This window comes from Streptomyces sp. NPDC017529, from assembly GCF_044329785.1.
Classification (GTDB): Bacteria; Actinomycetota; Actinomycetes; order Streptomycetales; family Streptomycetaceae; genus Streptomyces.
Window position 1 is genome coordinate 283,318 of record NZ_JBIRJY010000008.1, and the last position, 23,348, is coordinate 306,665.

Annotated in this window: 20 protein-coding genes; 15 read left to right on the top strand and 5 right to left on the bottom strand. The window is 73.6% G+C overall.

The features are described 5' to 3' along the window. Positions 1-190 precede the first annotated feature (190 nt). Positions 191-2,359 (top strand): ATP-binding protein, encoded by a 2,169-nt coding sequence (locus ACH4K4_RS22650; RefSeq protein ID WP_398169526.1) that lies wholly within the window; start codon positions 191-193, stop codon positions 2,357-2,359. 12 nt (positions 2,360-2,371) lie between these two features. Here the strand turns inward: ACH4K4_RS22650 and ACH4K4_RS22655 are convergent, their stop codons facing one another. Continuing rightward, positions 2,372-2,776: a RidA family protein gene (locus ACH4K4_RS22655; RefSeq protein WP_398169527.1), complete on the bottom strand. Its 405-nt coding sequence runs from the start codon at positions 2,774-2,776 to the stop codon at positions 2,372-2,374. Between the two features lie 250 nt (positions 2,777-3,026). Here ACH4K4_RS22655 and ACH4K4_RS22660 point away from each other — a divergent pair, with 250 nt between their 5' ends. The 5 genes from ACH4K4_RS22660 (at position 3,027) to ACH4K4_RS22680 (ending at position 10,757) form a co-directional block, all read left to right on the top strand. Continuing rightward, the gene (locus ACH4K4_RS22660) at positions 3,027-4,682 is read left to right on the top strand and encodes a PucR family transcriptional regulator (protein WP_398169529.1); all 1,656 of its coding nucleotides are present in this window, start codon (positions 3,027-3,029) and stop codon (positions 4,680-4,682) included. Positions 4,683-4,846: 164 nt separating this feature from the next. After that, positions 4,847-6,292, top strand: coding sequence for an aldehyde dehydrogenase family protein (locus tag ACH4K4_RS22665; protein ID WP_398169531.1), 1,446 nt, complete (start codon positions 4,847-4,849; stop codon positions 6,290-6,292). Positions 6,293-6,576: 284 nt separating this feature from the next. Further along, on the top strand, positions 6,577-7,914 hold the full coding sequence (locus tag ACH4K4_RS22670) for a sensor histidine kinase (RefSeq protein ID WP_398169624.1): 1,338 nt from the start codon (positions 6,577-6,579) through the stop codon (positions 7,912-7,914). Next, complete coding sequence (locus ACH4K4_RS22675) at positions 7,889-8,572, top strand: response regulator (protein ID WP_398169533.1); 684 nt, start codon at positions 7,889-7,891, stop codon at positions 8,570-8,572. Before ACH4K4_RS22670 ends, ACH4K4_RS22675 begins: the two co-directional genes overlap by 26 nt. Before the next feature lie 265 nt (positions 8,573-8,837). Further along, positions 8,838-10,757: an acyl-CoA dehydrogenase family protein gene (locus tag ACH4K4_RS22680; RefSeq protein WP_398169535.1), complete on the top strand. Its 1,920-nt coding sequence runs from the start codon at positions 8,838-8,840 to the stop codon at positions 10,755-10,757. 30 nt (positions 10,758-10,787) lie between these two features. On the opposite strand, the gene ACH4K4_RS22685 is transcribed toward ACH4K4_RS22680, so the two are convergent. Beyond that, a complete protein-coding gene (locus tag ACH4K4_RS22685; RefSeq protein ID WP_398169536.1) occupies positions 10,788-11,480 on the bottom strand; it encodes a YwqG family protein in 693 nt (230 codons plus the stop codon). Between the two features lie 59 nt (positions 11,481-11,539). Here ACH4K4_RS22685 and dxr point away from each other — a divergent pair, with 59 nt between their 5' ends. From dxr to ACH4K4_RS22715, 6 genes are all read left to right on the top strand, one after another. After that, positions 11,540-12,811 (top strand): 1-deoxy-D-xylulose-5-phosphate reductoisomerase, encoded by a 1,272-nt coding sequence (gene dxr / locus ACH4K4_RS22690; RefSeq protein ID WP_398169538.1) that lies wholly within the window; start codon positions 11,540-11,542, stop codon positions 12,809-12,811. Continuing rightward, positions 12,808-14,109, top strand: coding sequence for a M50 family metallopeptidase (locus ACH4K4_RS22695; protein ID WP_398169539.1), 1,302 nt, complete (start codon positions 12,808-12,810; stop codon positions 14,107-14,109). Before dxr ends, ACH4K4_RS22695 begins: the two co-directional genes overlap by 4 nt. A gap of 181 nt (positions 14,110-14,290) precedes the next feature. After that, positions 14,291-15,448 carry a flavodoxin-dependent (E)-4-hydroxy-3-methylbut-2-enyl-diphosphate synthase gene (ispG, locus tag ACH4K4_RS22700; RefSeq protein ID WP_398169541.1) on the top strand — a complete coding sequence of 386 codons (1,158 nt, stop codon included), beginning with the start codon at positions 14,291-14,293 and terminating at the stop codon, positions 15,446-15,448. A gap of 194 nt (positions 15,449-15,642) precedes the next feature. Further along, positions 15,643-16,488 carry a GNAT family N-acetyltransferase gene (locus ACH4K4_RS22705; protein WP_398169542.1) on the top strand — a complete coding sequence of 282 codons (846 nt, stop codon included), beginning with the start codon at positions 15,643-15,645 and terminating at the stop codon, positions 16,486-16,488. A 56-nt stretch (positions 16,489-16,544) separates the two neighbouring features. Further along, positions 16,545-17,096 (top strand): GNAT family N-acetyltransferase, encoded by a 552-nt coding sequence (locus ACH4K4_RS22710; RefSeq protein WP_398169543.1) that lies wholly within the window; start codon positions 16,545-16,547, stop codon positions 17,094-17,096. Between the two features lie 79 nt (positions 17,097-17,175). After that, on the top strand, positions 17,176-18,876 hold the full coding sequence (locus tag ACH4K4_RS22715) for a proline--tRNA ligase (protein WP_398169545.1): 1,701 nt from the start codon (positions 17,176-17,178) through the stop codon (positions 18,874-18,876). A 134-nt stretch (positions 18,877-19,010) separates the two neighbouring features. Here the strand turns inward: ACH4K4_RS22715 and ACH4K4_RS22720 are convergent, their stop codons facing one another. From ACH4K4_RS22720 to ACH4K4_RS22730, 3 genes are all read right to left on the bottom strand, one after another. Next, the gene (locus tag ACH4K4_RS22720) at positions 19,011-19,928 is read right to left on the bottom strand and encodes an aminoglycoside phosphotransferase family protein (protein ID WP_398169546.1); all 918 of its coding nucleotides are present in this window, start codon (positions 19,926-19,928) and stop codon (positions 19,011-19,013) included. Between the two features lie 61 nt (positions 19,929-19,989). Next, positions 19,990-20,511 (bottom strand): ferritin-like domain-containing protein, encoded by a 522-nt coding sequence (locus ACH4K4_RS22725; protein ID WP_398169547.1) that lies wholly within the window; start codon positions 20,509-20,511, stop codon positions 19,990-19,992. Positions 20,512-20,587: 76 nt separating this feature from the next. Beyond that, entirely contained in the window at positions 20,588-21,139 is a 552-nt protein-coding gene (locus tag ACH4K4_RS22730) for a hypothetical protein (protein WP_398169625.1), read from the bottom strand. A 163-nt stretch (positions 21,140-21,302) separates the two neighbouring features. Between ACH4K4_RS22730 and rimP the strand changes: the two genes are divergently transcribed. From rimP to ACH4K4_RS22745, 3 genes are all read left to right on the top strand, one after another. Continuing rightward, positions 21,303-21,836, top strand: coding sequence for a ribosome maturation factor RimP (gene rimP, locus ACH4K4_RS22735; RefSeq protein ID WP_398169548.1), 534 nt, complete (start codon positions 21,303-21,305; stop codon positions 21,834-21,836). Positions 21,837-21,838: 2 nt separating this feature from the next. Beyond that, the gene (gene nusA / locus ACH4K4_RS22740; protein WP_398169550.1) at positions 21,839-22,828 is read left to right on the top strand and encodes a transcription termination factor NusA; all 990 of its coding nucleotides are present in this window, start codon (positions 21,839-21,841) and stop codon (positions 22,826-22,828) included. Between the two features lie 165 nt (positions 22,829-22,993). Next, complete coding sequence (locus ACH4K4_RS22745; protein ID WP_398169552.1) at positions 22,994-23,305, top strand: YlxR family protein; 312 nt, start codon at positions 22,994-22,996, stop codon at positions 23,303-23,305. Positions 23,306-23,348 lie beyond the last annotated feature (43 nt).

Sequence of the window (23,348 nt, forward strand, 5' to 3'; positions counted from 1 at the left end):
GGGGCGGAGCGGACCGTCGGCATGTTCCGTTCGGGAGAAGTGCGCGTGTTGCGTTGTCCGCACCGGACATAGCGGCGCGCCGCGGCCAGTAGATTGAGCGGCGGCGTACACAGGGAACAGCAGGGCGCACAGGCGGGGCCGGTACCCGTACCGCGCGCCCGCACGTCTCAAGGGGGACGAGGGGCACCGGATGGACACCGAGGGCACGCAGCACCACGCACCGCACACCCGCACCGACCACCACGTACCCCGCCCCGCGGCACCGCCGGCCCCGTCGGCCCCGCCGCTGCCGCCGGCCGCGCCGGCCCACCTGCCGCCGAGGCCGGCCGCACCGCCCGCCGCGCCCGGGGAAGGGCCGGGCGGCCCGTTCCTGCACTGGCTGCGTGCCCCCCGCCGGGCCGGCGCCCCCGGCGTCTGGACCTACGGGCACGTCCCCAGGCCCGCCGAGAACCCCGACCGGGTCCCCACCCGGCAGGTCGTCACCGGCGCGCTGATCTCGTTCCTGTGCGGCTGGCTGCTGTGGTCGCTGCTGTGGAACGGCTACCTCGGCCCCTACTGGCTCTACCCGCTGCTGCTGCTCACGCCCGACTCCTGGCGCGCGGCCGGCGGCGACAAGATGATCTACGTCTGGCTCACGTACATCTACTACGGCCTCTTCCTCGCCGCCCTCGTCGTCGTCTTCGGGCGCCTCGGCCGCTGGCCCGAACTGGCACGGCGCTGCCTCGCGCCGGTACTGCGCCGGGTACGGGACAAGCGGCCGGACACCGTCCCCGAGCCGCAGGCGGACCCCGCCCAGTGGCCCGCCCTGCGCGCGGCAGGCGCCCCCGACGCCGCCGACAAGCTCTCCGCCGAGGCCCACGCGGGCCGCATGAACGACGTCGACGTGGCCCGCATCGAACGCGCCTGGCAGTCGGTGCGCTCCGGCAACAACTCCGTCGCCTCGTTCACCGACACCGTCCTGCGGCACGGCGCCGCGGCCTGCTCCCACCCCTCCGGCCTGCGCGACCTGCCCCGGCGCTCCGCCCACCACGACCTGCTCGCCCACCAGGTGCGCATCGGCACCGCCACCGACCACCCGCGCAACCCGCACCGGCACCGCGGCACGGGCTCCGCCCTCGACCCGGCGCTGCTGGGCACCTCGCTGCTGGCCGTCGGCCCGCCCGGCAGCGGCAAGACCACCCGCCTGGCGCGGCCGGTGACGGAGGCCATGTGCCTCCAGGCGCTGGCCGGGCGCGGCGCGGTGGTCGCGGTCGGCGCCGCCGGGTCCGACCTCGGCCCGGACGACGCGTTCGACGTGGTCGTACGCATCGGCAGCCCGGACCCGGACTGCGACCTCGACCTGTACGGCGGCACCACCGACCCCGACGAGGCGGCCGGCATCCTCGCCGAGGCGCTCGTCGGCGACCTGGCCGCCACCCTGCCCGGCGGCGACAGCCGGCGCGCCGCGACCGCGCTCGGCCAGCTGCTCGGCCCGTTCCGCGCCGTCCACGACCGCTTCCCGTCCGTAGCGGAACTGCGGGAACTCCTCGACGGCTCGCCGACCGCGCTGTCCGCCCTGCGCTCCGCCCTGAAGTCCGCGGGGAAGGACGCGCTGCTGCGCGAACTCGACGCCAGAGAGCGGCAGTCCGGGCGCCCCGGCGACGCGGGCGAACTCCTCGCCGACCGCGTGGCCCTCCTCGACCGCCCCGCCTTCGCGGCCTGGTTCGACCCCACGGGCGGCACCCGCCAGGTCTCGCTGCGCTCCCTCGACCACCCGCTGCGGGTCCGCGTCGACCTGCCCGAACGCGGCCACGCCGAGGCGTCCCGCATCCTGGCCCGCCTGGTGCTGGCCCAGTTCACGGCGTGCGCGGCGGCCCGCGCCGACCGCTCGCTCTTCGCCTGCCTGGTCCTCGACGACGCGTCCCACACCGTCACCGCCGAGTCGCTGCGCGGCCTGCAACGGCTGCGCGCCGCCAACGCGGGCGTCCTGCTGACGCTGCGCTCCCTCGACGACGTCCCCGAGAACCTGCGCAGCGCGCTGCTGGGCGCGGTCGGCTGCCGGATGGCGTTCGCGGGCGTGACGACCTGGGACGGCGCGCGGTTCGCCGAGGTGTGGGGCAAGGAGTGGGTGGAGACACGGGACGTGACGGACCGTCAGGTCATTGCCGAGGGTGCCGCGATGAAGGCGTTCCACCTCTTCCGCCACCTGGTCACCGGCAAGGCGGCCACCGCCAAGGCCGTCACCGTCCGCACCGTCGAACGCGAACGCTGGTCCGCCTCCGACCTGGCGAACTCCGTCCCACCGGGCCACGCGGTGCTCTCGGTGACCTCGGTACGGGGCGAGCACGCGCCGCCGGTGCTGGTGGACCTGCGGGGATGAGGGGCCGCCCTTTCACCCCTCCCGCGCCACCGCCGTGGCCGTGATCTCCACCAGCTGGCCCGGGTAGCCGAGGACGGTGACACCCACGAGTGTGGACGTGTGCGGCCCCGTGGACAGGGCCGAGGCGCGGACCTCGTCCCAGGCGGGGGCCAGGTCCTGCGAGGAGGCGCCGACCACGTACACCGTGCTGGCGATCACCCGGTCCAGGCCGCTGCCCGCCGCCTCCAGCTGGGCGGCGAGATTGGCGAGGACCTGGCGGGTCTGGGCGGCCGCGTCGCCCGGGCCGACGAGACCGCCCTCCGCGTCCAGCGGGACCGCGCCGGCGCTGAAGACCAGGCGCTCACCCGCCTCGACGACGGCGGCGTGGGAGTACTGCGGGGGCGGGAACAGGCCGGGCACGGTGGTGAAGCGGGCCATCGGTACTCCTCCGGGGTGGGCGTCGGTGCCGTGGTGGTCGGCGCCGATCAGACCCCGCGCCGGACGGGCGTGTCCACCGGTTTTCCGCGGCCGCCGTCAGCGTGCCGTGCCGCACCGGCCCGTACGGACGTATCCCGCGACGAACCCGCCCCCGCACCCCGCCGCTGAGGCAGAATCGGCAGCGGCCGTTCATACAGGGCGGCGAAGAGGAAGCCCGCCGTCCGTCCGCCGACGCCCCACCGAAGGTCCCATGCCGCACACGCTCGCCACCCTGGTCAACCACTCCGCGCTCAAGCTGACGGTGCTCGCGGGCGAGGACCGGCTGGACACGCCCGTGCGCTGGGCGCACGCGAGCGAGCTGATCGACCCGGTGCCGTACATGGAGGGCGGCGAGCTGCTGCTCGTCACCGCCCTGAAGCTGGACGCCGAGGACCCGGAGGCGACCCGCCGGTACGTGCGGCGGGTCGCGGGCGCCGGCGTCGTCGGGATCGGCTTCGCGATCGGCGTCAACTACGAGGACGTGCCGCGGGCCCTGGTCACGGCCGCGGCGGAGGAGGGCCTGCCGCTGCTGGGCGTGCCCAGGCGCACCCCGTTCATCGCCATCAGCAAGGCCGTCTCCGCCGCCGTCGCCGCCGACCAGTACCGCGCCGTGACCGCCGGCTTCGAGGCGCAGCGCGAGCTGACCAGGGCGGCGCTCGGCGCCGAGGGCCCGGCCGAGCTGCTGGCCCGGCTCGCGGCACACCTGCGGGGCTGGGCCGCGCTGTACGACGCGGCCGGCAACGTGGTCGCCGCGGCCCCCGACTGGGCCGCCCGCCGGGCCGCCCGGCTCGGCGAGGACGTGGGGCGGCTGCGCGAGCGGCCGGCCCCCGCCAGCTCGGTCGTCAGCGACGCCGAGGGCGACGACCGGGTCGAACTGCAGTCCCTGGGGACCGGCCGCCGCGCCCGCGGCGTGCTCGCGGTCGGCACCGGCGCGCCGCTGGGCACCGCCGAACGCTTCGCGGTGCACTCCGCCGTCGCCCTGCTCACCCTCACCACCGAGCGCTCCCGCGCCCTCCAGGACGCCGAACAGCGGCTGGGCGCCGCGGTGCTGCGCATGCTGCTGGCCGGCGAGCCCGACCACGCGCGGGCGGTCGCGGGGCGGCTGTACGGCGGGCTCCTGGACGCCCCCTTCCGGGTGGTCGTCGCCGAGCCGGTGGCCGCGGACGGCGCGGAGGCCGAGGACGCGCCGCCCGTCCTGGACGCGCTCGCCGACGCGATGGAGTCGGCGGCGGCCCGTACCGGCGAAGCGGTGCTGACCGTGCCGGAGGGCGGCCGGCTGGTCGTGCTGGCGGCCGACGGCGGGGCCGCCGCCGAGGCGTGCGCCGAGTACGCCGCGGCTGCCGAGGCCCGGTTCGGCGCGCAGCCGCTGCCGCGCGGGCGCGCGGCACGCGCCGAGGCCGGCCGGTCCGGCGAGGGGCTGGCGGTCGGCCTGTCCGCGCCGTCCGGGCCGATGGCCGCCGCGAACGCCTACCGCCAGGCCGAGCAGGCCCTGTCCGTGGCCCGCCGGCGCGGCCGGATGCTGGTCGAGCACGAGGACGTGGCGGCGGGTTCGGTGCTGCCGCTGCTCGCCGACGACGCCGTACGGGCCTTCGCCGACGGCCTGCTGCGGGCCCTGCGCGACCACGACGCCACCGGCCGCGGCGACCTCGTGGCCTCCCTGCGCGCCTGGCTCTCCCGGCACGGCCAGTGGGACGCGGCGGCGGCCGACCTGGGCGTGCACCGGCACACACTGCGCTACCGGATGCGGCGCGTGGAGGAGATCCTCGGCCGCTCGCTGGACGACCCGGACGTGCGCATGGAGCTGTGGCTCGCCCTGAAGACGACGGCGGTGGCGGAGCCGCCCGGGGGCGCTCCCGAAGAGCGGTAGCCGGAACCGCCGGTCCCGGTGGCCCGTACGCCATTGCGGAAGGGCTACGCCGGGTGACTACTACGCGCCGGACAAACGCCTCGGCCGCACCCCGCCCCTACGGTGGACCCAGGCCCGTCGGGGCCGTCCGTACCACCCCCACTTCGGAAGGGCCGGGACCCACTGTGACTTCTCCCACCGCCTTTTGGCTCGCCGGTCGCCAGGCCACCGGCGAGGACGCCTTCGACGTCACCTCCCCCTGGGACGGCCGTGTCGTCGGCTCGGTGAGCGTGCCCACCGAGGCGCAGGTCGAGGAGGCCGTCGCGGCCTCCGTCGCCGTGCAGGCCGAGTTCGCCGCCACTCCCGCGCACGTACGCGCCGCCGCCCTGGACCACGTCCAGCGGCGCCTGGTGGAGCGCACGGAGGAGATCGCGCGGCTCATCTCCGCCGAGAACGGCAAGCCCATGAAGTGGGCCCGCGGCGAACTGGGCCGCGCCGTGTCCGTCTTCCGGTTCGCGGCCGAGGAGGCCCGCCGCTTCAACGGCGGCGAGGCGCAGCGCCTGGACACCGACGCGGGCGGCGCCGGCCGGCTCGCGCTGACCCGCCGCTTCCCGCGCGGCACGGTCCTGGGCATCGCGCCCTTCAACTTCCCGCTCAACCTCTGCGCCCACAAGATCGCCCCGGCGATCGCGGCGGGCGTGCCGATCATCCTCAAGCCGGCCCCGGCCACCCCGCTGTCCGGCCTGGTCCTCGGCGAACTGCTCGCCGAGACCGAGCTGCCGGCCGGTTCCTGGTCGATCCTGCCGGTGACCAACGACCGGATGCCGGCCCTGGTGCAGGACGAGCGGCTGCCCGTGATCTCCTTCACCGGCTCCGAGAAGGTCGGCTACGCGATCATGGAGTCGGTGCCGCGCAAGCACTGCACCCTCGAACTGGGCGGCAACGGCGCGGCCGTGGTCCTGGCGGACTTCGCCTCCGAGGCCGACCTGGACTGGGCGGCGCAGCGCATCGCCACCTTCTCCAACTACCAGGGCGGCCAGTCCTGCATCTCCGTGCAGCGGGTGATCGCCGACGCCGCCGTCTACGACCGGCTCGTGCCGAAGATCGTCGCCGCCGTCAACGCGCAGGTCACCGGCGACCCCTCGGACGACGCGACCGAGGTCGGCCCGCTGGTGAGCGAGGACGCCGCCAAGCGCGTCGAGGCGTGGGTCGACGAGGCCGTCGAAGCGGGCGCGAAGCTGCTCGCGGGCGGCAAGCGGGACGGCGCCTCCTACGCGCCGACCGTGCTGGAGGACGTGCCGGCCGGCGCGACCCTGGCCTGCGAGGAGGTCTTCGGGCCGGTCCTGACCCTGAAGAAGGTGGACGGCGAGGAGGCGGCGTTCGCGGCCGTCAACGACTCCAAGTACGGCCTCCAGGCGGGCGTCTTCACGCACGACGTGCAGACCGCCTTCCGGGCGCACCGCGCGCTGGAGGTCGGCGGCGTGATCGTCGGCGACGTACCGTCCTACCGCGCGGACCAGATGCCGTACGGCGGCGCCAAGCAGTCCGGCGTGGGCCGCGAGGGCGTGCGCTTCGCGATGGAGGACTACACGTACGAGCGGGTGCTCGTCCTGACCGGCCTGGACCTCTAGGACCGGCCCGCGCACCACGTGTAGAACCGGCCGCTCACCACGTGCGACGCGCTCCGGGACAGTGTCCTGGAGCGCGTCGCCTCCCCCGTGATTCCCCCGTGCCGTGGTGCTTCACTACGACCGTATGCGCCGCCGCCCGCCGGGGCGTCCCTTCACGGGTGGAAAAAGGGGCGTGACTTCCGTGGTAGCCCCCGGCCCGGACGTACGACTTCCGTGGTATCCGAACGGCCTCCTCCGGTGCGATGACCTGCCCCGCGGCCTGCCGTTACGCTGCGGCCGTGTGGATGGGCGGGGTGGCCGTGGCGGTACGGCGGCGGGTGAGGAGCGCCCCGCCGCTCACCCTTGACGCGGCCATAGCGGTCGGCTTCACGACCGTCTCCCTGCTGCTCGGCCACGAGAACGCGCCCGCCGGGTGGCACCGCCTGGACGCCCTGGGCTCCGTCCTGACCTGCCTGATCAACCTGCTGGTCGTGGTCCGCAGGCGGGCTCCCGTCGCGGTGTGCCTGGCCGTCCACCTGCTCTGGTTCGGCTACATCGCGCTGGACTACTGGCCCGTCGTCAACAGCCTCGCCGGACTGATGGCCCTGTATACGGTGGCCGCGCACCGCCCGCCCCGCTTCGCCCTCGGCTGCTCGGTCCTGCTGGCCGCGCTGTGGAACGTCGCCGGGACGACGGGCCACGAGAGCTCCTGGGCGACCACGCTCGGGCAGAGCGTCCTGTACCCCGTGATCCTGTGCTGGTTCGGCAACCTCGCGCGCACCTCGGCCGAACGCAACGTCCGGCTCGCCGAAATGACCGGCCGACTCCGCCGCGAACAGGAGGAGAACGCCCGGCGCGCGGTCGCGGAGGAACGGGTGCGCATCGCCCGCGAACTGCACGACGTGGTCGCCCACCACATGTCCGTGATCTCCGTGCAGGCCGGGCTGGCCGGGTACGTCTTCGCCTCCGACCCGGACACCGCCCGCCGCGCCCTGACCACCATCGCCGGGACGAGCGGCGAGGCGCTGGAGGAGATGCGGCGGCTGCTGGCCGTGCTGCGCGTGGATCCCCGCGAGATGGCGGGCGGGCCGGCCGCCGTGGACCGGGAGACGGGCGAGGGGGCGGAGGCCGGTGCCTACGAGCCGGCGCCGGGACTGGACCGGCTCGGCGACGTCGTCGCACGGGTACGGGCCGCGGGACTGCCGGTCGAGCTGCGTACGACGGGGGAGCGGCGGCCGTTCCCGCCGGGGCTGGAACAGTGCGCCTACCGCGTCGTCCAGGAAGCGCTGACCAACGCCCTCAAGCACGCGCGGGCCGCCCGCGTCGAGGTGCGCCTCGACTACGGAACCGACCGCCTCACGGTCGACATCCGGGACGACGGCGGAACTCCCGCCGCCCGCGCCGCCCGCTCCGCACCGGCCGGGGACGCCGGACCGCCGGCGGCTCCCGGTCATCTCTCCACCGGACACGGGTTGATAGGGATGCGCGAGCGGGCCAGGATTTACGGCGGCAGTCTGCGGGCCGGGCCTCTCCCGGACGGCGGCTTCCAGGTGCGGCTCACCCTGCCCGTCCGACCCGTGGCGGGGCCGGCACCGCCACGGAAAGGGACGACAGAGCATGATCAGGGTGCTGGTGGCCGATGACCAGGTCCTCATCCGGGCCGGTGTCGCCGCGCTGTTGCGCGCCGCGCCCGGCGTCGAGGTGGTGGGCGAGGCCTCGGACGGCGAGGAGGCGGTCAGGCTGGCCGCCGAGCACCTCCCCGACGTGATCCTCATGGACATCCGGATGCCGGGGGTCAGCGGCATCACGGCCACCGAGCGCATTCTCGGCGCCGCGGCCGAAACCGGCGGGCCGGTCCCGCGCGTCGTGGTGCTGACCACCTTCGACCTGGACGAATACGTGTACGCGGCGCTGCGCGCCGGGGCCAGCGGCTTCCTCCTGAAGGACACACCGCCGCAGCGGCTCCTGTCGGCGATCGCCACCGTCGCGGGCGGCGACATGCTCTTCGCGCCGAGCGTCACCCGCAGGCTGGTCGAGGCGTACGCCCAGCGCCCGGCGGTACGGGCCCCGGAACCGGACGGCCCGGAGTCCCTCCAGGCGCTCACCGCCCGCGAGCTGGAGGTGCTGCGGCACACCGCAAAGGGCCTCTCCAACCCCGAGATCGCGGAGCGGCTGGTCATCAGCGAGGCCACGGTCAAGACGCATCTGAACCGGACGATGACGAAGCTGGGGCTGTGCAGCAGGGCGCAGGCCGTCGTACTGGCGTACGAAACCGGGCTGGTCACGCCGGGCGCTCGCTGAGTGGGCGGCGGGGCCGGAGGGAAGTCATCCGCCCCGTTCCGTGCCGCGAAGTCTGGTGCAAGTCGAACGGAACGGGTAGAGACTCACAAGTAGCACTGGCCGGTAGCCGGACGGCGGCGGGAACGCCGTACGCCCACCGGCCCGGCGCCGACCGGTACGGAACCCCGGATTCCGTGACCGCGGGGCGCCCGGCCCCACCGACCGGCCGGCCCCACCGGCCGACGACCCACTCCGTGACCCGACTCCGCGGCGAGGTGAGCCCCTCATGACCGCTCCATCCACCCGCAATGTGTCCGAGCGCGAGGCCCGGCAGGTCGCCGAGGCCGCCCGGGAGCAGGACTGGCGCAAGCCCAGCTTCGCCAAGGAACTGTTCCTGGGCCGCTTCCGGCTCGACCTCATCCATCCGCACCCCACCCCCGCCACCGAGGACGCCCAGCGCGGTGAGGAGTTCCTCGCCAAGCTCCGCGACTTCTGCGAGACGAAGATCGACGGTGCCCGTATCGAGCGCAAGGCGCAGATCCCGGACGAGACCATCGACGGTCTCAAGGAGATCGGCGCGCTCGGCATGAAGATCGACACGAAGTACGGCGGCCTCGGCCTCACCCAGGTCTACTACAACAAGGCGCTCGCCCTCGTCGGCTCCGCCAACCCGGCCATCGGCGCGCTGCTCTCCGCCCACCAGTCCATCGGCGTACCGCAGCCGCTGAAACAGTTCGGCACCCAGGAACAGAAGGACGTCTTCCTGCCGCGCTGCGCCCGCACGGACATCACCGCGTTCCTGCTCACCGAGCCGGACGTGGGCTCCGACCCGGCCCGGCTGGCGACCACGGCCGTACCCGATGGCGACGCTTACGTCCTCGACGGCGTGAAGCTGTGGACCACCAACGGCGTCGTCGCCGACCTCCTGGTCGTCATGGCGCGCGTCCCCAAGAGCGAGGGCCACAAGGGCGGCATCACCGCATTCGTCGTCGAGGCCGCCGCCGAGGGCGTCACCGTCGAGAACCGCAACGCCTTCATGGGCCTGCGCGGCATCGAGAACGGCGTCACCCGCTTCCACCGCGTACGGGTGCCCGCCGCCAACCGCATAGGGCCCGAGGGCGCCGGCCTGAAGATCGCGCTGACCACGCTGAACACCGGACGCCTCTCGCTGCCCGCCATGTGCGTCGGCGCCGGCAAGTGGTGCCTGAAGATCGCCCGCGAGTGGTCGGCGGCCCGCGAGCAGTGGGGCAAGCCGATCGCCAGGCACGAGGCGGTGGGCGCCAAGATCTCCTTCATCGCGGCCACCACCTTCGCCCTGGAGGCCGTCGTCGACCTCGCCTCCCAGATGGCCGACGAGGACCGCAACGACATCCGCATCGAGGCCGCGCTGGCCAAGCTGTACGGCTCCGAGATGGGCTGTCTGATGGCCGACGAACTCGTGCAGATCCGCGGCGGCCGCGGCTTCGAGACCGCCGCCTCGCTCGCCGCCCGCGGCGAGCGCGCCGTACCCGCCGAACAGATCCTGCGCGACCTGCGGATCAACCGCATCTTCGAGGGCTCCACCGAGATCATGCACCTGCTCATCGCCCGCGAGGCGGTGGACGCGCACCTGTCCGTGGCCGGCGACCTCATCGACCCCGACAAGTCGCTGTCCGACAAGGGCAAGGCCGCCGCCAAGGCGGGCACGTTCTACGCCCGGTGGCTGCCCAAGCTGGTCGCGGGCCCCGGCCAGCTGCCGCGTACGTACGCGGAGTTCGGCGACCTCGCCGGGCACCTGCGGTACGTGGAGCGCGCCGCCCGCAAACTCGCCAGGTCCACGTTCTACGCCATGTCCCGCTGGCAGGGCCGGATGGAGACCAAGCAGGGCTTCCTCGGCCGGATCGTCGACATCGGAGCCGAACTCTTCGCCATGAGCGCGGCCGTCGTACGCGCCGAGCACCTGCGCGCCACCGACGACCACGGCCGCGAGGCACACCAGCTCGCCGACGCCTTCTGCCGGCAGGCCCGCATCCGCGTCGACGAGCTGTTCGGCCGCCTGTGGACCAACACCGACGACCTGGACCGCAAGGTCGTCTCCGGCGTGCTGACCGGCACCTACGCCTGGCTGGAGGAGGGCGTCGTGGACCCGAGCGGCGACGGCCCGTGGATCGCCGACGCGACCCCGGGCCCGACGGCGAAGGAGAACGTCCACCGGCCGATCCGCTGACCCGGGCGGGGCGCGCTTCACCGGGCCGTTCTAGAGGAACTGCCAGGTGAAGCGCGCTCCCGCGAAGTTGCGCGCGGCCAGGTCCGCCCGGGTGATCAGCCAGTACAGGGTGCCCTGGTGGACCCAGTCCATCCGGGCCCGGCGGTCGCTGTCGATCTGGGCGAGCAGCACCCAGTCGTCCGGGTCCTCGCCGTCGTCGAGGAAGTCGTGGTCCAACCCGTCCTCTATGGGGACGGGGTAGCCGCCCACGCGGTGCCACACCTCGGGTACGAGGCCGGTCAAGGCGTCGTCGAAGGCGTCCAGCCACTCCGGAAGTCCGTCGCGGGGCGAGGCACCCACCAGGTCCCCCAGCCAGAAGTCCGCGCGGCCGGGCCACGTCATCTCCGGCTCGGCCGACAGCGGGACACGGTGGTACGGCTCTTCGAGGCCCCCGGGAACCCGGCGCTCGGCGACGGGCGTGCCCTCGGGCACGTACACGACGCGGGCGCCCTGCTGCCCCTCCGGGCCGAGGCCGGGCACGCCGTCGCCCTGCCCGGGGCCGTAGGACACGAAGAACAGCAGCGTGCCGTCCCCGGGCAGCGGTATGTCGAGGTCCGCGCCGGCCAGTGCGGACAGCGACAGCGAAGCGACGAACGTGAGCGGTCCGTTCCCCTCCCACACCGGCCACGGCACGTCGTCCGCGCGGGCGGGGACATCGTTCGTTCCATGTCCGTACGGTCCCACGACCCACTGACAATCCCCTGCGGCTCACGGCCACGCCCGGACCGGCAACAATGGTGTCCATGACGGACTCCCTCGCTGACCCGCATCTGCGCTTCACCCCCGCACCGCTCGCCGGCGGCGGGGACGGGCCGCGCGACATCGTGCTCCTCGGCTCGACCGGCTCCATCGGCACCCAGGCCGTCGACCTGGTGCTGCGCCACCCCGACCGCTTCCGCGTGACCGCGCTGTCCGCGGCCGGCGGCCGGGTGGCGCTGCTGGCCGAGCAGGCCCACCAGCTGCGGGTCCGTACGGTCGCGGTCGCCCGCGAGGACGTGGTGCCGGCCCTGCGCGAGGCGCTGTCCGCCCGCTACGGGGCGGGTGAGCCGCTGCCCGAGATCCTGGCCGGGCCCGACGCGGCCACCGAGGTCGCCGCCTCGCCCTGCCACACCGTCCTGAACGGCATCACCGGCTCCATCGGCCTCGCGCCCACCCTCGCCGCCCTGAACGCGGGCCGCGCGCTGGCGCTCGCCAACAAGGAATCGCTGATCGTCGGCGGCCCGCTGGTGAAGGCCGCGGCACGCCCCGGCCAGATCGTGCCCGTCGACTCCGAGCACTCCGCCCTCTTCCAGGGCCTGCTCGGCGGCGCCCGCCGGGAGGTGCGCAAGCTGGTCGTCACCGCCTCCGGCGGGCCGTTCCGCGGCCGTACGAAGGAGCAGCTGGCGGCCGTCACACCGGAGCAGGCGCTCGCGCACCCCACCTGGGCGATGGGTCCGGTCATCACCATCAACTCCGCGACCCTGGTCAACAAGGGCCTGGAGGTCATCGAGGCGCACCTGCTGTACGACGTGCCGTTCGAGCGCATCGAGGTCGTCGTCCATCCGCAGTCCTATATCCACTCGATGGTGGAGTTCACCGACGGTTCCACCCTGGCCCAGGCCAGCCCGCCCGACATGCGGATGCCGATCGCGCTGGGCATCGGCTGGCCCGACCGGGTGCCGGACGCGGCCCCGGGCGTCGACTGGACCAAGGCCCACCAGTGGGAGTTCCTGCCCCTGGACACCGAGGCGTTCCCGTCCGTGCCGCTGGCCTGCCACGTCGGCGGCCTGGGCGGCACCGCGCCCGCCGTCTTCAACGCGGCCAACGAGGAATGCGTCGACGCGTTCTTGAAGGGCGGGCTGCCGTTCACAGGGATTGTCGATACGGTCGCCGAGGTGGTCGCGGAGCACGGCGAGCCCGCCGGGGGAACCTCCCTGACGGTCGCGGACGTCTTGCAGGCGGAAACCTGGGCGCGCGCCCGCGCCCGTGAGCTGGCCGCCCGAGCGGCCCGTACGACATCGGAGGCTCGCGCATGACGACCTGGATGACCATTCTGGGCATAGTCGTCTTCGTCGTCGGCCTGCTCTTCTCGATCGCCTGGCACGAGCTGGGACACCTGTCCACGGCCAAGATGTTCGGCATCCGGGTGCCGCAGTACATGGTGGGCTTCGGGCCGACGATCTTCTCCCGCCGCAAGGGCGACACCGAGTACGGCATCAAGGCCATACCGCTCGGCGGCTACATCCGCATGATCGGGATGTTCCCGCCGGGGGAGGACGGCGCCCTGCAGGCCCGCTCCACCTCGCCCTGGCGCGGCATGATCGAGGACGCCCGTTCGGCGGCCTTCGAGGAGCTGCAGCCGGGCGACGAGAAGCGCCTGTTCTACACGCGCAAGCCCTGGAAGCGCGTCATCGTGATGTTCGCCGGGCCGTTCATGAACCTGGTCCTCGCGGTCGTGATCTTCATGAGCGTGCTGATGGGCTTCGGCATCAACACCCAGACCACCCAGGTCGGCTCGGTCTCGGACTGCGTCATCGCGGCCTCCGCCAAGACCGACAAGTGCACGGCGGGCGCCAAGGACTCCCCGGCCAAGGCCGCGGGACTGCGCCCCGGCGACAAGATCGTCGCGTTCAACGGCAAGCCCGTACCCGACTGGGCCAGTCTCCAGCAGAGCATCCGGGACACCACGGGACCCGCGACGATCACCGTCGAGCGGGACGGCAAGCGGCTCCAGCTGAGCGCCGACCTCATCGAGAACAAGGTCGCCAAGACCGACGGCCACGGCTCCTACGTGCCGGGCGAGTACGTCACCGCGGGCTTCCTCGGCTTCACCCCGGCCACCGGCATCGTCCCGCAGTCCTTCGGCCAGTCCGTCGACCGCATGGGCAGCATGGTCGAACAGGGCGTCCAGTCGCTGGTCAACCTGCCCGCCAAGGTCCCGGACCTGTGGGACGCGGCCTTCAACGGCGGCGAGCGCAAACAGGACTCCCCGATGGGCGTGGTCGGCGCGGCCCGGGTCGGCGGCGAGGTCTTCTCGCTGAACATCCCGCCGGAGCAGCGGGTGGCGACCATGCTCTTCCTGGTCGCGGGCTTCAACCTGTCCCTCTTCCTGTTCAACATGCTCCCGCTGCTGCCGCTGGACGGCGGCCACATCGCCGGCGCCCTGTGGGAGTCCGTGCGCCGCGCCTTCGCCCGCGTCTTCCGGCGCCCCGACCCCGGCCCCTTCGACGTGGCCAAGCTCATGCCGGTCGCGTACGTGGTCGCCGGGATCTTCATCTGCTTCACGCTGCTGGTGCTGGTGGCGGACGTGGTGAATCCGGTGAAGCTGACGTAGGCCGCGCCGGCCAGGGGCCGGGCAGCCGGCCCCGGGCCGGCGCGCACACGGGTGCTCCTCCGCCTCCCTACGGGGGGCGGGAGGGGTTCGATGTGCCCGCGGCAACCCTTGTGCCGTAATCTCGATGGCTGGAGCCCGCCGATCTCGGGACCTAGATCCACACCTTGGGGTTGCTCGCCAGATGACTGCCATTTCGCTGGGAATGCCGGACGTACCGACCAAGCTGGCCGACCGCCGGGTCAGCCGCCAGATCCAGGTCGGACCGGTCGCCGTGGGCGGAGACGCACCGGTCTCGGTGCAGTCGATGACGACGACGCGCACCTCCGACATCGGTGCGACCCTCCAGCAGATCGCCGAGCTGACGGCCTCCGGCTGCCAGATCGTGCGCGTCGCCTGCCCGACCCAGGACGACGCCGACGCGCTGCCGGTGATCGCGAAGAAGTCGCAGATCCCGGTCATCGCGGACATCCACTTCCAGCCGAAGTACGTGTTCGCCGCGATCGACGCCGGATGCGCGGCGGTCCGCGTGAACCCGGGCAACATCAAGCAGTTCGACGACAAGGTCAAGGAGATCGCGAAGGCGGCCAACGACGCCGGCACGCCGATCCGGATCGGCGTCAACGCCGGCTCGCTCGACCGCCGTCTGCTGCAGAAGTACGGCAAGGCCACCCCTGAGGCGCTCGTCGAGTCCGCCCTGTGGGAAGCGTCCCTCTTCGAGGAGCACGGCTTCCGCGACATCAAGATCTCGGTCAAGCACAACGACCCGGTCGTGATGGTCAACGCCTACCGGCAGCTCGCCGCCCAGAGCGACTACCCGCTGCACCTGGGCGTGACCGAGGCCGGTCCGGCCTTCCAGGGCACGATCAAGTCCGCGGTCGCCTTCGGCGCCCTGCTCTCCGAGGGCATCGGCGACACCATCCGCGTCTCGCTGTCGGCCCCGCCGGCCGAGGAGGTCAAGGTCGGCCTGCAGATCCTGGAGTCGCTGAACCTGCGGCCCCGCCGCCTGGAGATCGTCTCCTGCCCGTCCTGCGGCCGCGCCCAGGTGGACGTGTACAAGCTGGCCGACGAGGTCACCGCGGGCCTGGAGGGCATGGAGGTGCCGCTGCGCGTCGCGGTCATGGGCTGCGTCGTGAACGGCCCCGGCGAGGCCCGCGAGGCCGACCTCGGTGTCGCTTCCGGCAACGGCAAGGGCCAGATCTTCGTCAAGGGCGAGGTGATCAAGACCGTGCCCGAGTCGAAGATCGTCGAGACCCTCATCGAAGAGGCCATGAAGATCGCCGAGCAGATGGAGAAGGACGGCGTGGCGTCCGGCGAGCCCACCATCGCCGTCGCCGGCTGACCCCCGTCACCCCGGCGCCCCGCGCGCCCCACGAGCCCCGCCACCGGAGCACACCGGTGGCGGGGCTCGTGCGCAACCTGCGCCGGAAGCGGGGTACTCGCGGGGAATCCGCTGCTCCGCTGCCGGGGAGGTAAAGTTCCAGGACCTGCTATCGCCTGGCCTCCCAGGCCCGTAAAGGTGAGGCTTTCCGACACGTGCTGACGACGACCACCACCAAGGTTCTCGAACCCGGGGAGCTCGACGACGCGCTGGCGGTGCTGGACCGGGACCCGGTCGCCAACGCCTTCGTCGCCGCCCGCGTCCAGATCGCCGGGCTCGACCCGTGGCGGCTCGGCGGCGAGATGTGGGGCTGGTACGCGGACGGCCGGCTGGAGTCGCTGTGCTACGCGGGCGCCAACCTCGTCCCCGTCTGCGCCACCCCCGAAGCGGTACGCGGCTTCGCCGAGCGGGCCCGCCGCCAGGGGCGGCGCTGCTCCTCCATCGTGGGCCCGGCCGGGCCCACCGCCGAGCTGTGGTCCCTCCTGGAGCCCGCCTGGGGCCCGGCCCGCGAGGTCCGCGCCCGCCAGCCGCTGATGGTCACGTCCTCCTTCGCCGCCGAGGTCGAGCCCGACCCGTACGTACGGCGTATAGGCAAGCACGAGATGGACCTGATCATGCCCGCGTGCGTGGCGATGTTCACCGAGGAGGTCGGCATCTCGCCGCTGGCCGGCGACGGCGGGCTGCTCTACCAGGCGCGCGTCGCCGAGCTGGTCGGCTCCGGGCGGTCCTTCGCCCGGATCGACGACGGCAAGGTCGTCTTCAAGGCCGAGATCGGCGCCGCCACGCAGCGGGCCTGCCAGATCCAGGGCGTCTGGGTCGCCCCCGAATACCGCGGCAAGGGCCTGTCGGAAACCGGCATGGCGGCCGTGCTGCGCTACGCCCTCACCGAGGTCGCGCCGGTCGCCTCCCTGTACGTGAACGACTTCAACACGGCCGCGCGTGCCGCGTACCGGCGGGTGGGCTTCCAGGAGACCGGCGCGTTCATGAGCGTGCTGTTCTGAGACCGGCGACGCGGCCGCCTACTCGGGCAGCGCCGCCGCCTTGTACGCTCCCGACCATGGATGACGTCGCGGTCGGCCCCTTGGATCTCGCTGCCCGCGTGGACGACGCGCTCGCCGTACAGGCGCTCGCCTTCGGCCTCACCGACGACGAGATCGGCGTCCGCCGCCACATCGTCCTGCGGCACCTGACCAGCCCGGGAGCCCGCGCCCTCGGTGCCACGACCCCGGCGGGGCGCCTGGTCGGCTTCGTCTACGGCATGCCCAACAGCCGCGCGCACTGGTGGTCCACCGTCGTCGAGCCGTATCTGCGCTCGCGGGAGCTGGACCACTGGCTCGACGACTCGTTCGTGATCACCGAGCTGCATGTGCTGCCGGCCTTCCAGAAGCGGAGCATCGGCCGCCGGCTGATCACCCGCATCACGGACACCGCGGCCGAACCGCGCAGCATCCTCTCCGCCATCGACACCGAAAGCCCGGCCCGCGGCCTGTACCGCTCCCTGGGCTACGAGGACCTGGCCCGCCGCGTCGTCTTCCCGAGCGCCCCCCTGCCGTACGCGGTCATGGGCGCGCCTCTGCCGCTCAAACGCCGAGGGAACGCGACCGGGTGAGGGGCGGATCCCATTTCCTTGGGGCGTGTCCCTCCGGATAACCTCGCGGCAGTCACCTTTCTTACGCAGGAGAATCACCATGGCCCAGGTCCAGCGCATGTCCCGATTGATGATCAAGACGCTGCGCGACGACCCGGCCGACGCCGAGACCGCCAGCCACAAGCTGCTCGTGCGCGCCGGCTACGTCCGCCGCACCTCCGCCGGCATCTGGACCTGGCTGCCGCTGGGCAAGAAGGTGCTGGAGAACGTGTCGCGCATCATCCGCGAGGAGATGGACGCGATCGGCGCGCAGGAGGTGCTGCTGCCGGCCCTGCTGCCCAAGGAGCCCTACGAGGCCACCGGCCGCTGGGAGGAGTACGGGGACCAGCTGTTCCGGCTCAAGGACCGCAAGGGCGCGGACTACCTCCTCGGACCCACGCACGAAGAGATCTTCACCCTCATGGTCAAGGACCAGTGCACGTCCTACAAGGACCTGCCGGTGATGCTCTACCAGATCCAGACCAAGTACCGCGACGAGGCCCGCCCGCGCTCCGGCGTGCTGCGCGGCCGCGAGTTCCAGATGAAGGACTCGTACAGCTTCGACACCACCGACGAGGGCCTGGCCGAGTCGTACCGCCTGCACCGCGAGGCGTACCAGCGGATCTTCCAGCGCCTGGGCCTGGACTACCGCATCGTCTCCGCCGTCTCCGGCGCCATGGGCGGCTCGGCCTCGGAAGAGTTCCTGGCTCCTGCCGCGGCCGGCGAGGACACCTTCGTGGACTGCCCGGCCTGCGACTACGCGGCCAACACCGAGGCCGTCACGGTCACCGTCCCGGCGGTGGACGGCTCCGCGCACGGCCCCGTCGAGGAGCTGGACACCCCGGACACCCCGACCATCGAGACGCTGGCCGGGCACCTGGGCGTACCGGCCTCCGCCACGCTGAAGAACCTGCTGGTCAAGGTCGACGGCGAGATCGTCGCGGTGGGCGTGCCCGGCGACCGCGAGGTGGACCTCGGCAAGCTGGGCGAGCACCTGGCCCCGGCCACGGTCGAGCTGGTCACCGCCGAGGACTTCACCGGCCGCGACGACCTCGTGCGCGGCTACGTCGGCCCGCAGGGCCTGGCCGGCAAGTCCTTCAAGTACCTCGCCGACCCGCGGGTCGCCCCCGGCACCGCCTGGATCACCGGCGCCAACAAGGACGGCAAGCACGCGCGCAACGTCGTCGCGGGCCGTGACTTCGAGGTCGACGAGTACCTGGACGTCGTCGTGGTCGAGCCGGGCGACCCCTGCCCCAAGTGCGGCGCGGGCCTGCGCATCGACCGGGCGATCGAAATCGGCCACATCTTCCAGCTGGGCCGCAAGTACGCGGACGCCTTCGAGCTGGACGTGCTCGGCCAGAACGGCAAGCCCGTGCGCGTCACGATGGGCTCGTACGGCATCGGCGTCTCCCGCGCCGTCGCGGCCCTCGCCGAGCAGACCTTCGACGAGTCCGGCCTGTGCTGGCCCACCGAGGTCGCCCCGGCCGACGTGCACGTGGTCGCCGCGGGCAAGGCCAAGCAGACCGAACTGGCCTTGGAGGTCGGCGACCAGCTGGGCGCCGCGGGCCTGCGCGTCCTGGTGGACGACCGGGCGGGCGTCTCGCCGGGCGTGAAGTTCACCGACGCCGAGCTGCTGGGCGTCCCGAAGATCCTGGTCGCGGGCCGCCGCGCCGCCGAGGGCGTCGTCGAGCTGAAGGACCGCCGTACGGGCGAGCGCGAGGAGCTGACGGTCGAGGAGGCCGTGGCCCGGCTGAGCGCGTAACGCGGACAGCACCGCCGGTGGCCGGGCGGGTACCGGGATTCCGGGACCGCCCGGCCACCGGCCGTGTACGGGCCACGGGCGCGCCGGTCTCACCGCCGCGCCGGTCTTACCGCTGGGGGCTCACGGCCAGGCGCTCACAGCCACGTGGCGAACTCCAGCAGCACTTCCCCGCGCTGCGCGTCGCCGCCCGGCGTCGTCAGTTCGCGCACGCCTGCGTCCACCGCGCGGTACAGCGTCCAACTGCGCAGCCGGTCGCGGTCCGCGTCCAGGGAGTCGGCCAGCTTGGCGACCCGGCGGCGGGCCGCCGAGGCCGCCCCCGAGCCGGCCGCCAGGTCCTCGGAGCGGTCCAGCACCAGCCCGGCCAGGTCGTACGCCCGTTCGCCGACCACCGGGGAGGGGCCGACCGCGAGCCAGGGCGCCCGCTCGCCGGCCAGCACCTTGCCCTGCCGGAACGCGCCGTGCAGCAGCACTTCCTCCGGCGCGTCGGCCGGCAGCGCGCGGCGCAGTTCGAGGGCCTCGTCCAGCAGCGGCCCTTCGGCGCGCGTCGTCGCCCCCAGGGCGCGCAGCGACGCGACAGCCTCCTCCGTGCGGCCCGCCAGCGTCTCGAAGGGGTGCCCTTCGGCCGGCCGCACCCACAGCCGCCGTACGGTGCCCGCCGCCTCCAGCACGGCCTTCGCCTCCGGCAGCGAGCGCAGCGACACCGTGCCCCGCAACCGCTCCAGGAGGAGCGCACCGCTGTCCGCGTCGGCGCGCAGCAGCCGCGTCGCGCCCCAGCCGTCCCACTGCGCCAGCGCCGCACCCTCACGCGCCGGCGCCCGGCCGGGAGCCGGGAACTTCAGCGCCGCCGGTGTGCCGTCGGCCTGCCGTACGTACGCGAGCAGGCTGCCGCGCCCGCCCGGGACGAGCACCCGCTCCAGCGTCAGCTCCCACGCGTCCAGCCGCTCACCGACCAGCCGGGGCAGCGCGTCCAGCCAGGCACCGGCCGGGCCGCCCGGGTCGCCGCCGAGCGCGCTCACCAGCCGTTGCGGCGGTTCGATGGGTGCCGTAGCCATGCCTGTGCTGTCCCTTTCGGTGGACGGTTCGGTGGACCCTGGAGCGGGCTGCCGCGGGCTCTCAGCGCCCGTCGTCGGCGGCGCCGGACGCCGTACCGGACGGGGCACCGGCGGCCCCGGCCCGTTCCGCGAGCCCAGGGAAGGCTACGCCGCTGCCGCGCCAGCGCACCGCCCGCACCGCTGCCTCCCGCAGGGCCGCCGCCGCGTCCTTGCGCCGCGCGCCGCCGCCGGCCCGTACGAGATCGGCGTAGACGCCCGCCACCCGGTTCTCCAGCTCCGCGGCCAGCCGGCCCGCGGCGGCGGCGTCCGGCACCGGGAACGGCAGCTCGTACGCGGCCGCGGCGGCCCGCGGCGTGCCGCCCAGGTCGCGTATGCCGCGCCCCAGCTCGTCCCGGCGCGCGCGGTGCGCGTCGTACGCCTCCCGTGCCTCCTTGCGCCGGTCGGTGCCGATCCGGCCACCGACCACGCCGTAGCCGTAGACGGCGGCGTGCTCGGCCGCCAGCGCGGACTGGAGCGCCCGCAGCTCGGCGGCGTGCGCGTCGCCGTCCGCGGCGCTCGCCCGCGCCGCCCTGGATGTCAGCATCGCTGTGCCCCTTCCGTCTCCGGGCCCGCGCCCGGCCTGTCGCACGTGCCGGTCGCGGCCGCCGCCGCGGCCCGTCTCACGCGCCGTCCTCCGCGAGCAGGTACGCGTGGGCCGCGCCCGCCGCCGCGACCGACGCCAGCAGCCTGGCCAGCTCCGGCGGGGCCGCCACGAGAGCGGCCGCGCGGGCGTCGGCGGTGCGCCGCTCCGCCGCCGCGAGATCCGTACGCGCCTGCTTCTCGTCCGGCGGGACGGCGGGGGAGGTGCGCGCGGACGGCGCGGCCGGAGCGCCCGCACGGGGCTGCGCGGACGGGGACACGGAAGCGGACGGGGCGGGCGCGGACGGCGCGGGGCCGAACGCCGCCGCGTGCCGGGCCACTTCGGCGCGCAGCGGCCGCAGCCGCTCGCCGAGCCCGGGGTGCGCGGCGAGCGTCGCGTCGTACCGGGCGAGCAGCGCGGCACTGTCCCGCGCGGCCTGCGCGCGCAGCCGCGCTTCCGCCGCCGCGTCCGCGTCCTTCCTGCCCCCGCCGGGCCCGGAATCCTCCGAGCAGCCGGTGAGCAGCAGCGCGGCCCCGCCGAGCACGGAGCCGGCCAGCAAGGTCCTCCTGCGCGTGAGCGCGACGTTGTGCACGTGTGACTTCCCGTGGTCTTCGGTGGGGGCGGCCGTAGTGATCACCGCAGGCGAGCGTATCCGTGACCCGCCACCGAATCGTCAGTACCCCGCCGGAACAGCTAGGCTTTGACCCGACACGCGACCTTCCCACAACAGCACACGCGGCCGAGGAGTCACCCGGATGAGCACCACCCAGAGCGAGAGGCTGCGCGGACTGCTTGAACCGCTCGTCGCCGCGCGAGACCTGGATCTGGAAGAGATCGAGGTGACACCGGCCGGAAAGCGGCGTGTGCTGAGGATCGTGGTCGACTCCGACGACGGCGTACAGCTGGACGAGTGTGCCGAGCTGAGCCGCGAGGCGTCGCAGGCGCTCGACGACTCCGACGTTATGGGCGGCGCGCCGTACACGCTGGAGGTCACCTCCCCCGGAGCCGACCGCCCGCTGACCGAGCCGCGGCACTACCGCCGCGCCGTCGGCCGCCTCGTCAAGGCCCAACTCCACGAGGGCGGCGAGCTGGTGGCACGTATCACCGCCGTGGACGACGAGGGACTGGACCTGGAAGTGCCGGGCGTCAAGGGCCGCAAGTCCACCGCCCGCCGGGTCGCCTTCGCCGAGATCGCCAAGGCGCGCGTGGAGATCGAGTTCAACCGCAAGCAGGACAAGGGGCGCGACGACCGCGCCGAGCAGAACGACGAGAGCCAGGAGGAGGCGTAGCCGTGGACATCGACATGAGTGCCCTGCGGGGTTTGGTACGAGAGAAGGAGATCTCGTTCGACCTGCTGGTCGCGGCCATCGAGTCGGCCCTCCTCATCGCGTACCACCGCACCGAGGGAAGCCGCCGCCACGCGCGAGTGGAGCTGGACCGCAACACCGGGCACGTGACGGTGTGGGCGAAGGAGGACCCGGCCGACCTCGAAGAGGGCGCCGAGCCCCGCGAGTTCGACGACACCCCGTCGGGTTTCGGCCGGATCGCGGCGACCACCGCCAAGCAGGTCATCCTGCAGCGGCTGCGGGACGCCGAGGAGGAGATCACCTTCGGCGAGTACGCCGGGCGTGAGGGCGACGTCGTCATGGGCGTCGTCCAGCAGGGCCGGGACCCGAAGAACGTGCTGGTCGACATCGGCAAGCTGGAGGCCATCCTGCCGTCGCAGGAGCAGGTCCCCGGCGAGGAGTACGCGCACGGCACCCGCCTGCGCTCGTACGTGGTCCGGGTGGTCAAGGGCGTGCGCGGCCCGTCCGTGACGCTCTCGCGCACCCACCCCAACCTGGTGAAGAAGCTCTTCGCCATGGAGGTCCCGGAGATCGCGGACGGCTCGGTGGAGATCTCCGCCATCGCCCGTGAGGCCGGTCACCGCACCAAGATCGCCGTACGGTCCACCCGCTCGGGGCTGAACGCCAAGGGCGCCTGCATCGGCCCGATGGGCGGCCGGGTGCGCGCGGTCATGGCCGAGCTGCACGGCGAGAAGATCGACATCGTGGACTGGTCGGACGACCCGGCCGAGCTGGTGGCGCACGCGCTCTCGCCGGCCCGGGTCAGCAAGGTCGAGGTGGTCGACCTGGCGGCGCGCTCCGCGCGGGTCACCGTGCCCGACTACCAGCTCTCGCTGGCCATCGGCAAGGAAGGGCAGAACGCCCGGCTCGCCGCCCGGCTCACCGGCTGGCGCATCGACATCCGCCCCGACACCGAGGGCGCGGAACAGGAGTGATCCGCGCCGCCGGGCACGGGCAGGAGCCCGCGTCCGGCGGCGGCCGGGAGCACGCAGGGGTGCGGCCGCAGCCGAAAAATCGGTGGCGGCCCACCGGAATTTTGAGCGACCGTTCGGGCATTACCCCGTAGGGGTGAGGTCGGCGCGGGGAGGTAGACTTAAGCAGTGTCTGGCCGGACGCATGCCCGCGCATGCCCTGAGCGCACCTGTGTGGGGTGCCGGGAGCGAGCGGCCAAGGGCGATTTGCTGCGCATCGTGGCGATCGAGGGCGAGTGTGTCCCCGATCCGCGCGGTACGCTGCCCGGCCGGGGTGCTTACGTGCACCCGACACGGGTCTGTCTCGACCTGGCGGTCCGCCGCCGGGCCTTCCCCCGGGCCTTCCGGGGCCGGGGACCGTTCGACGTGACGGCCTTGCGCCGGTTCGTCGAAGGGGCGCATGTTGATCAAGCTACACCGGTTGATCAGGCAACACCGTAAGAAAGCACAGCGCACGGAAAACCGTGCGGTCAGGTACCTCGCG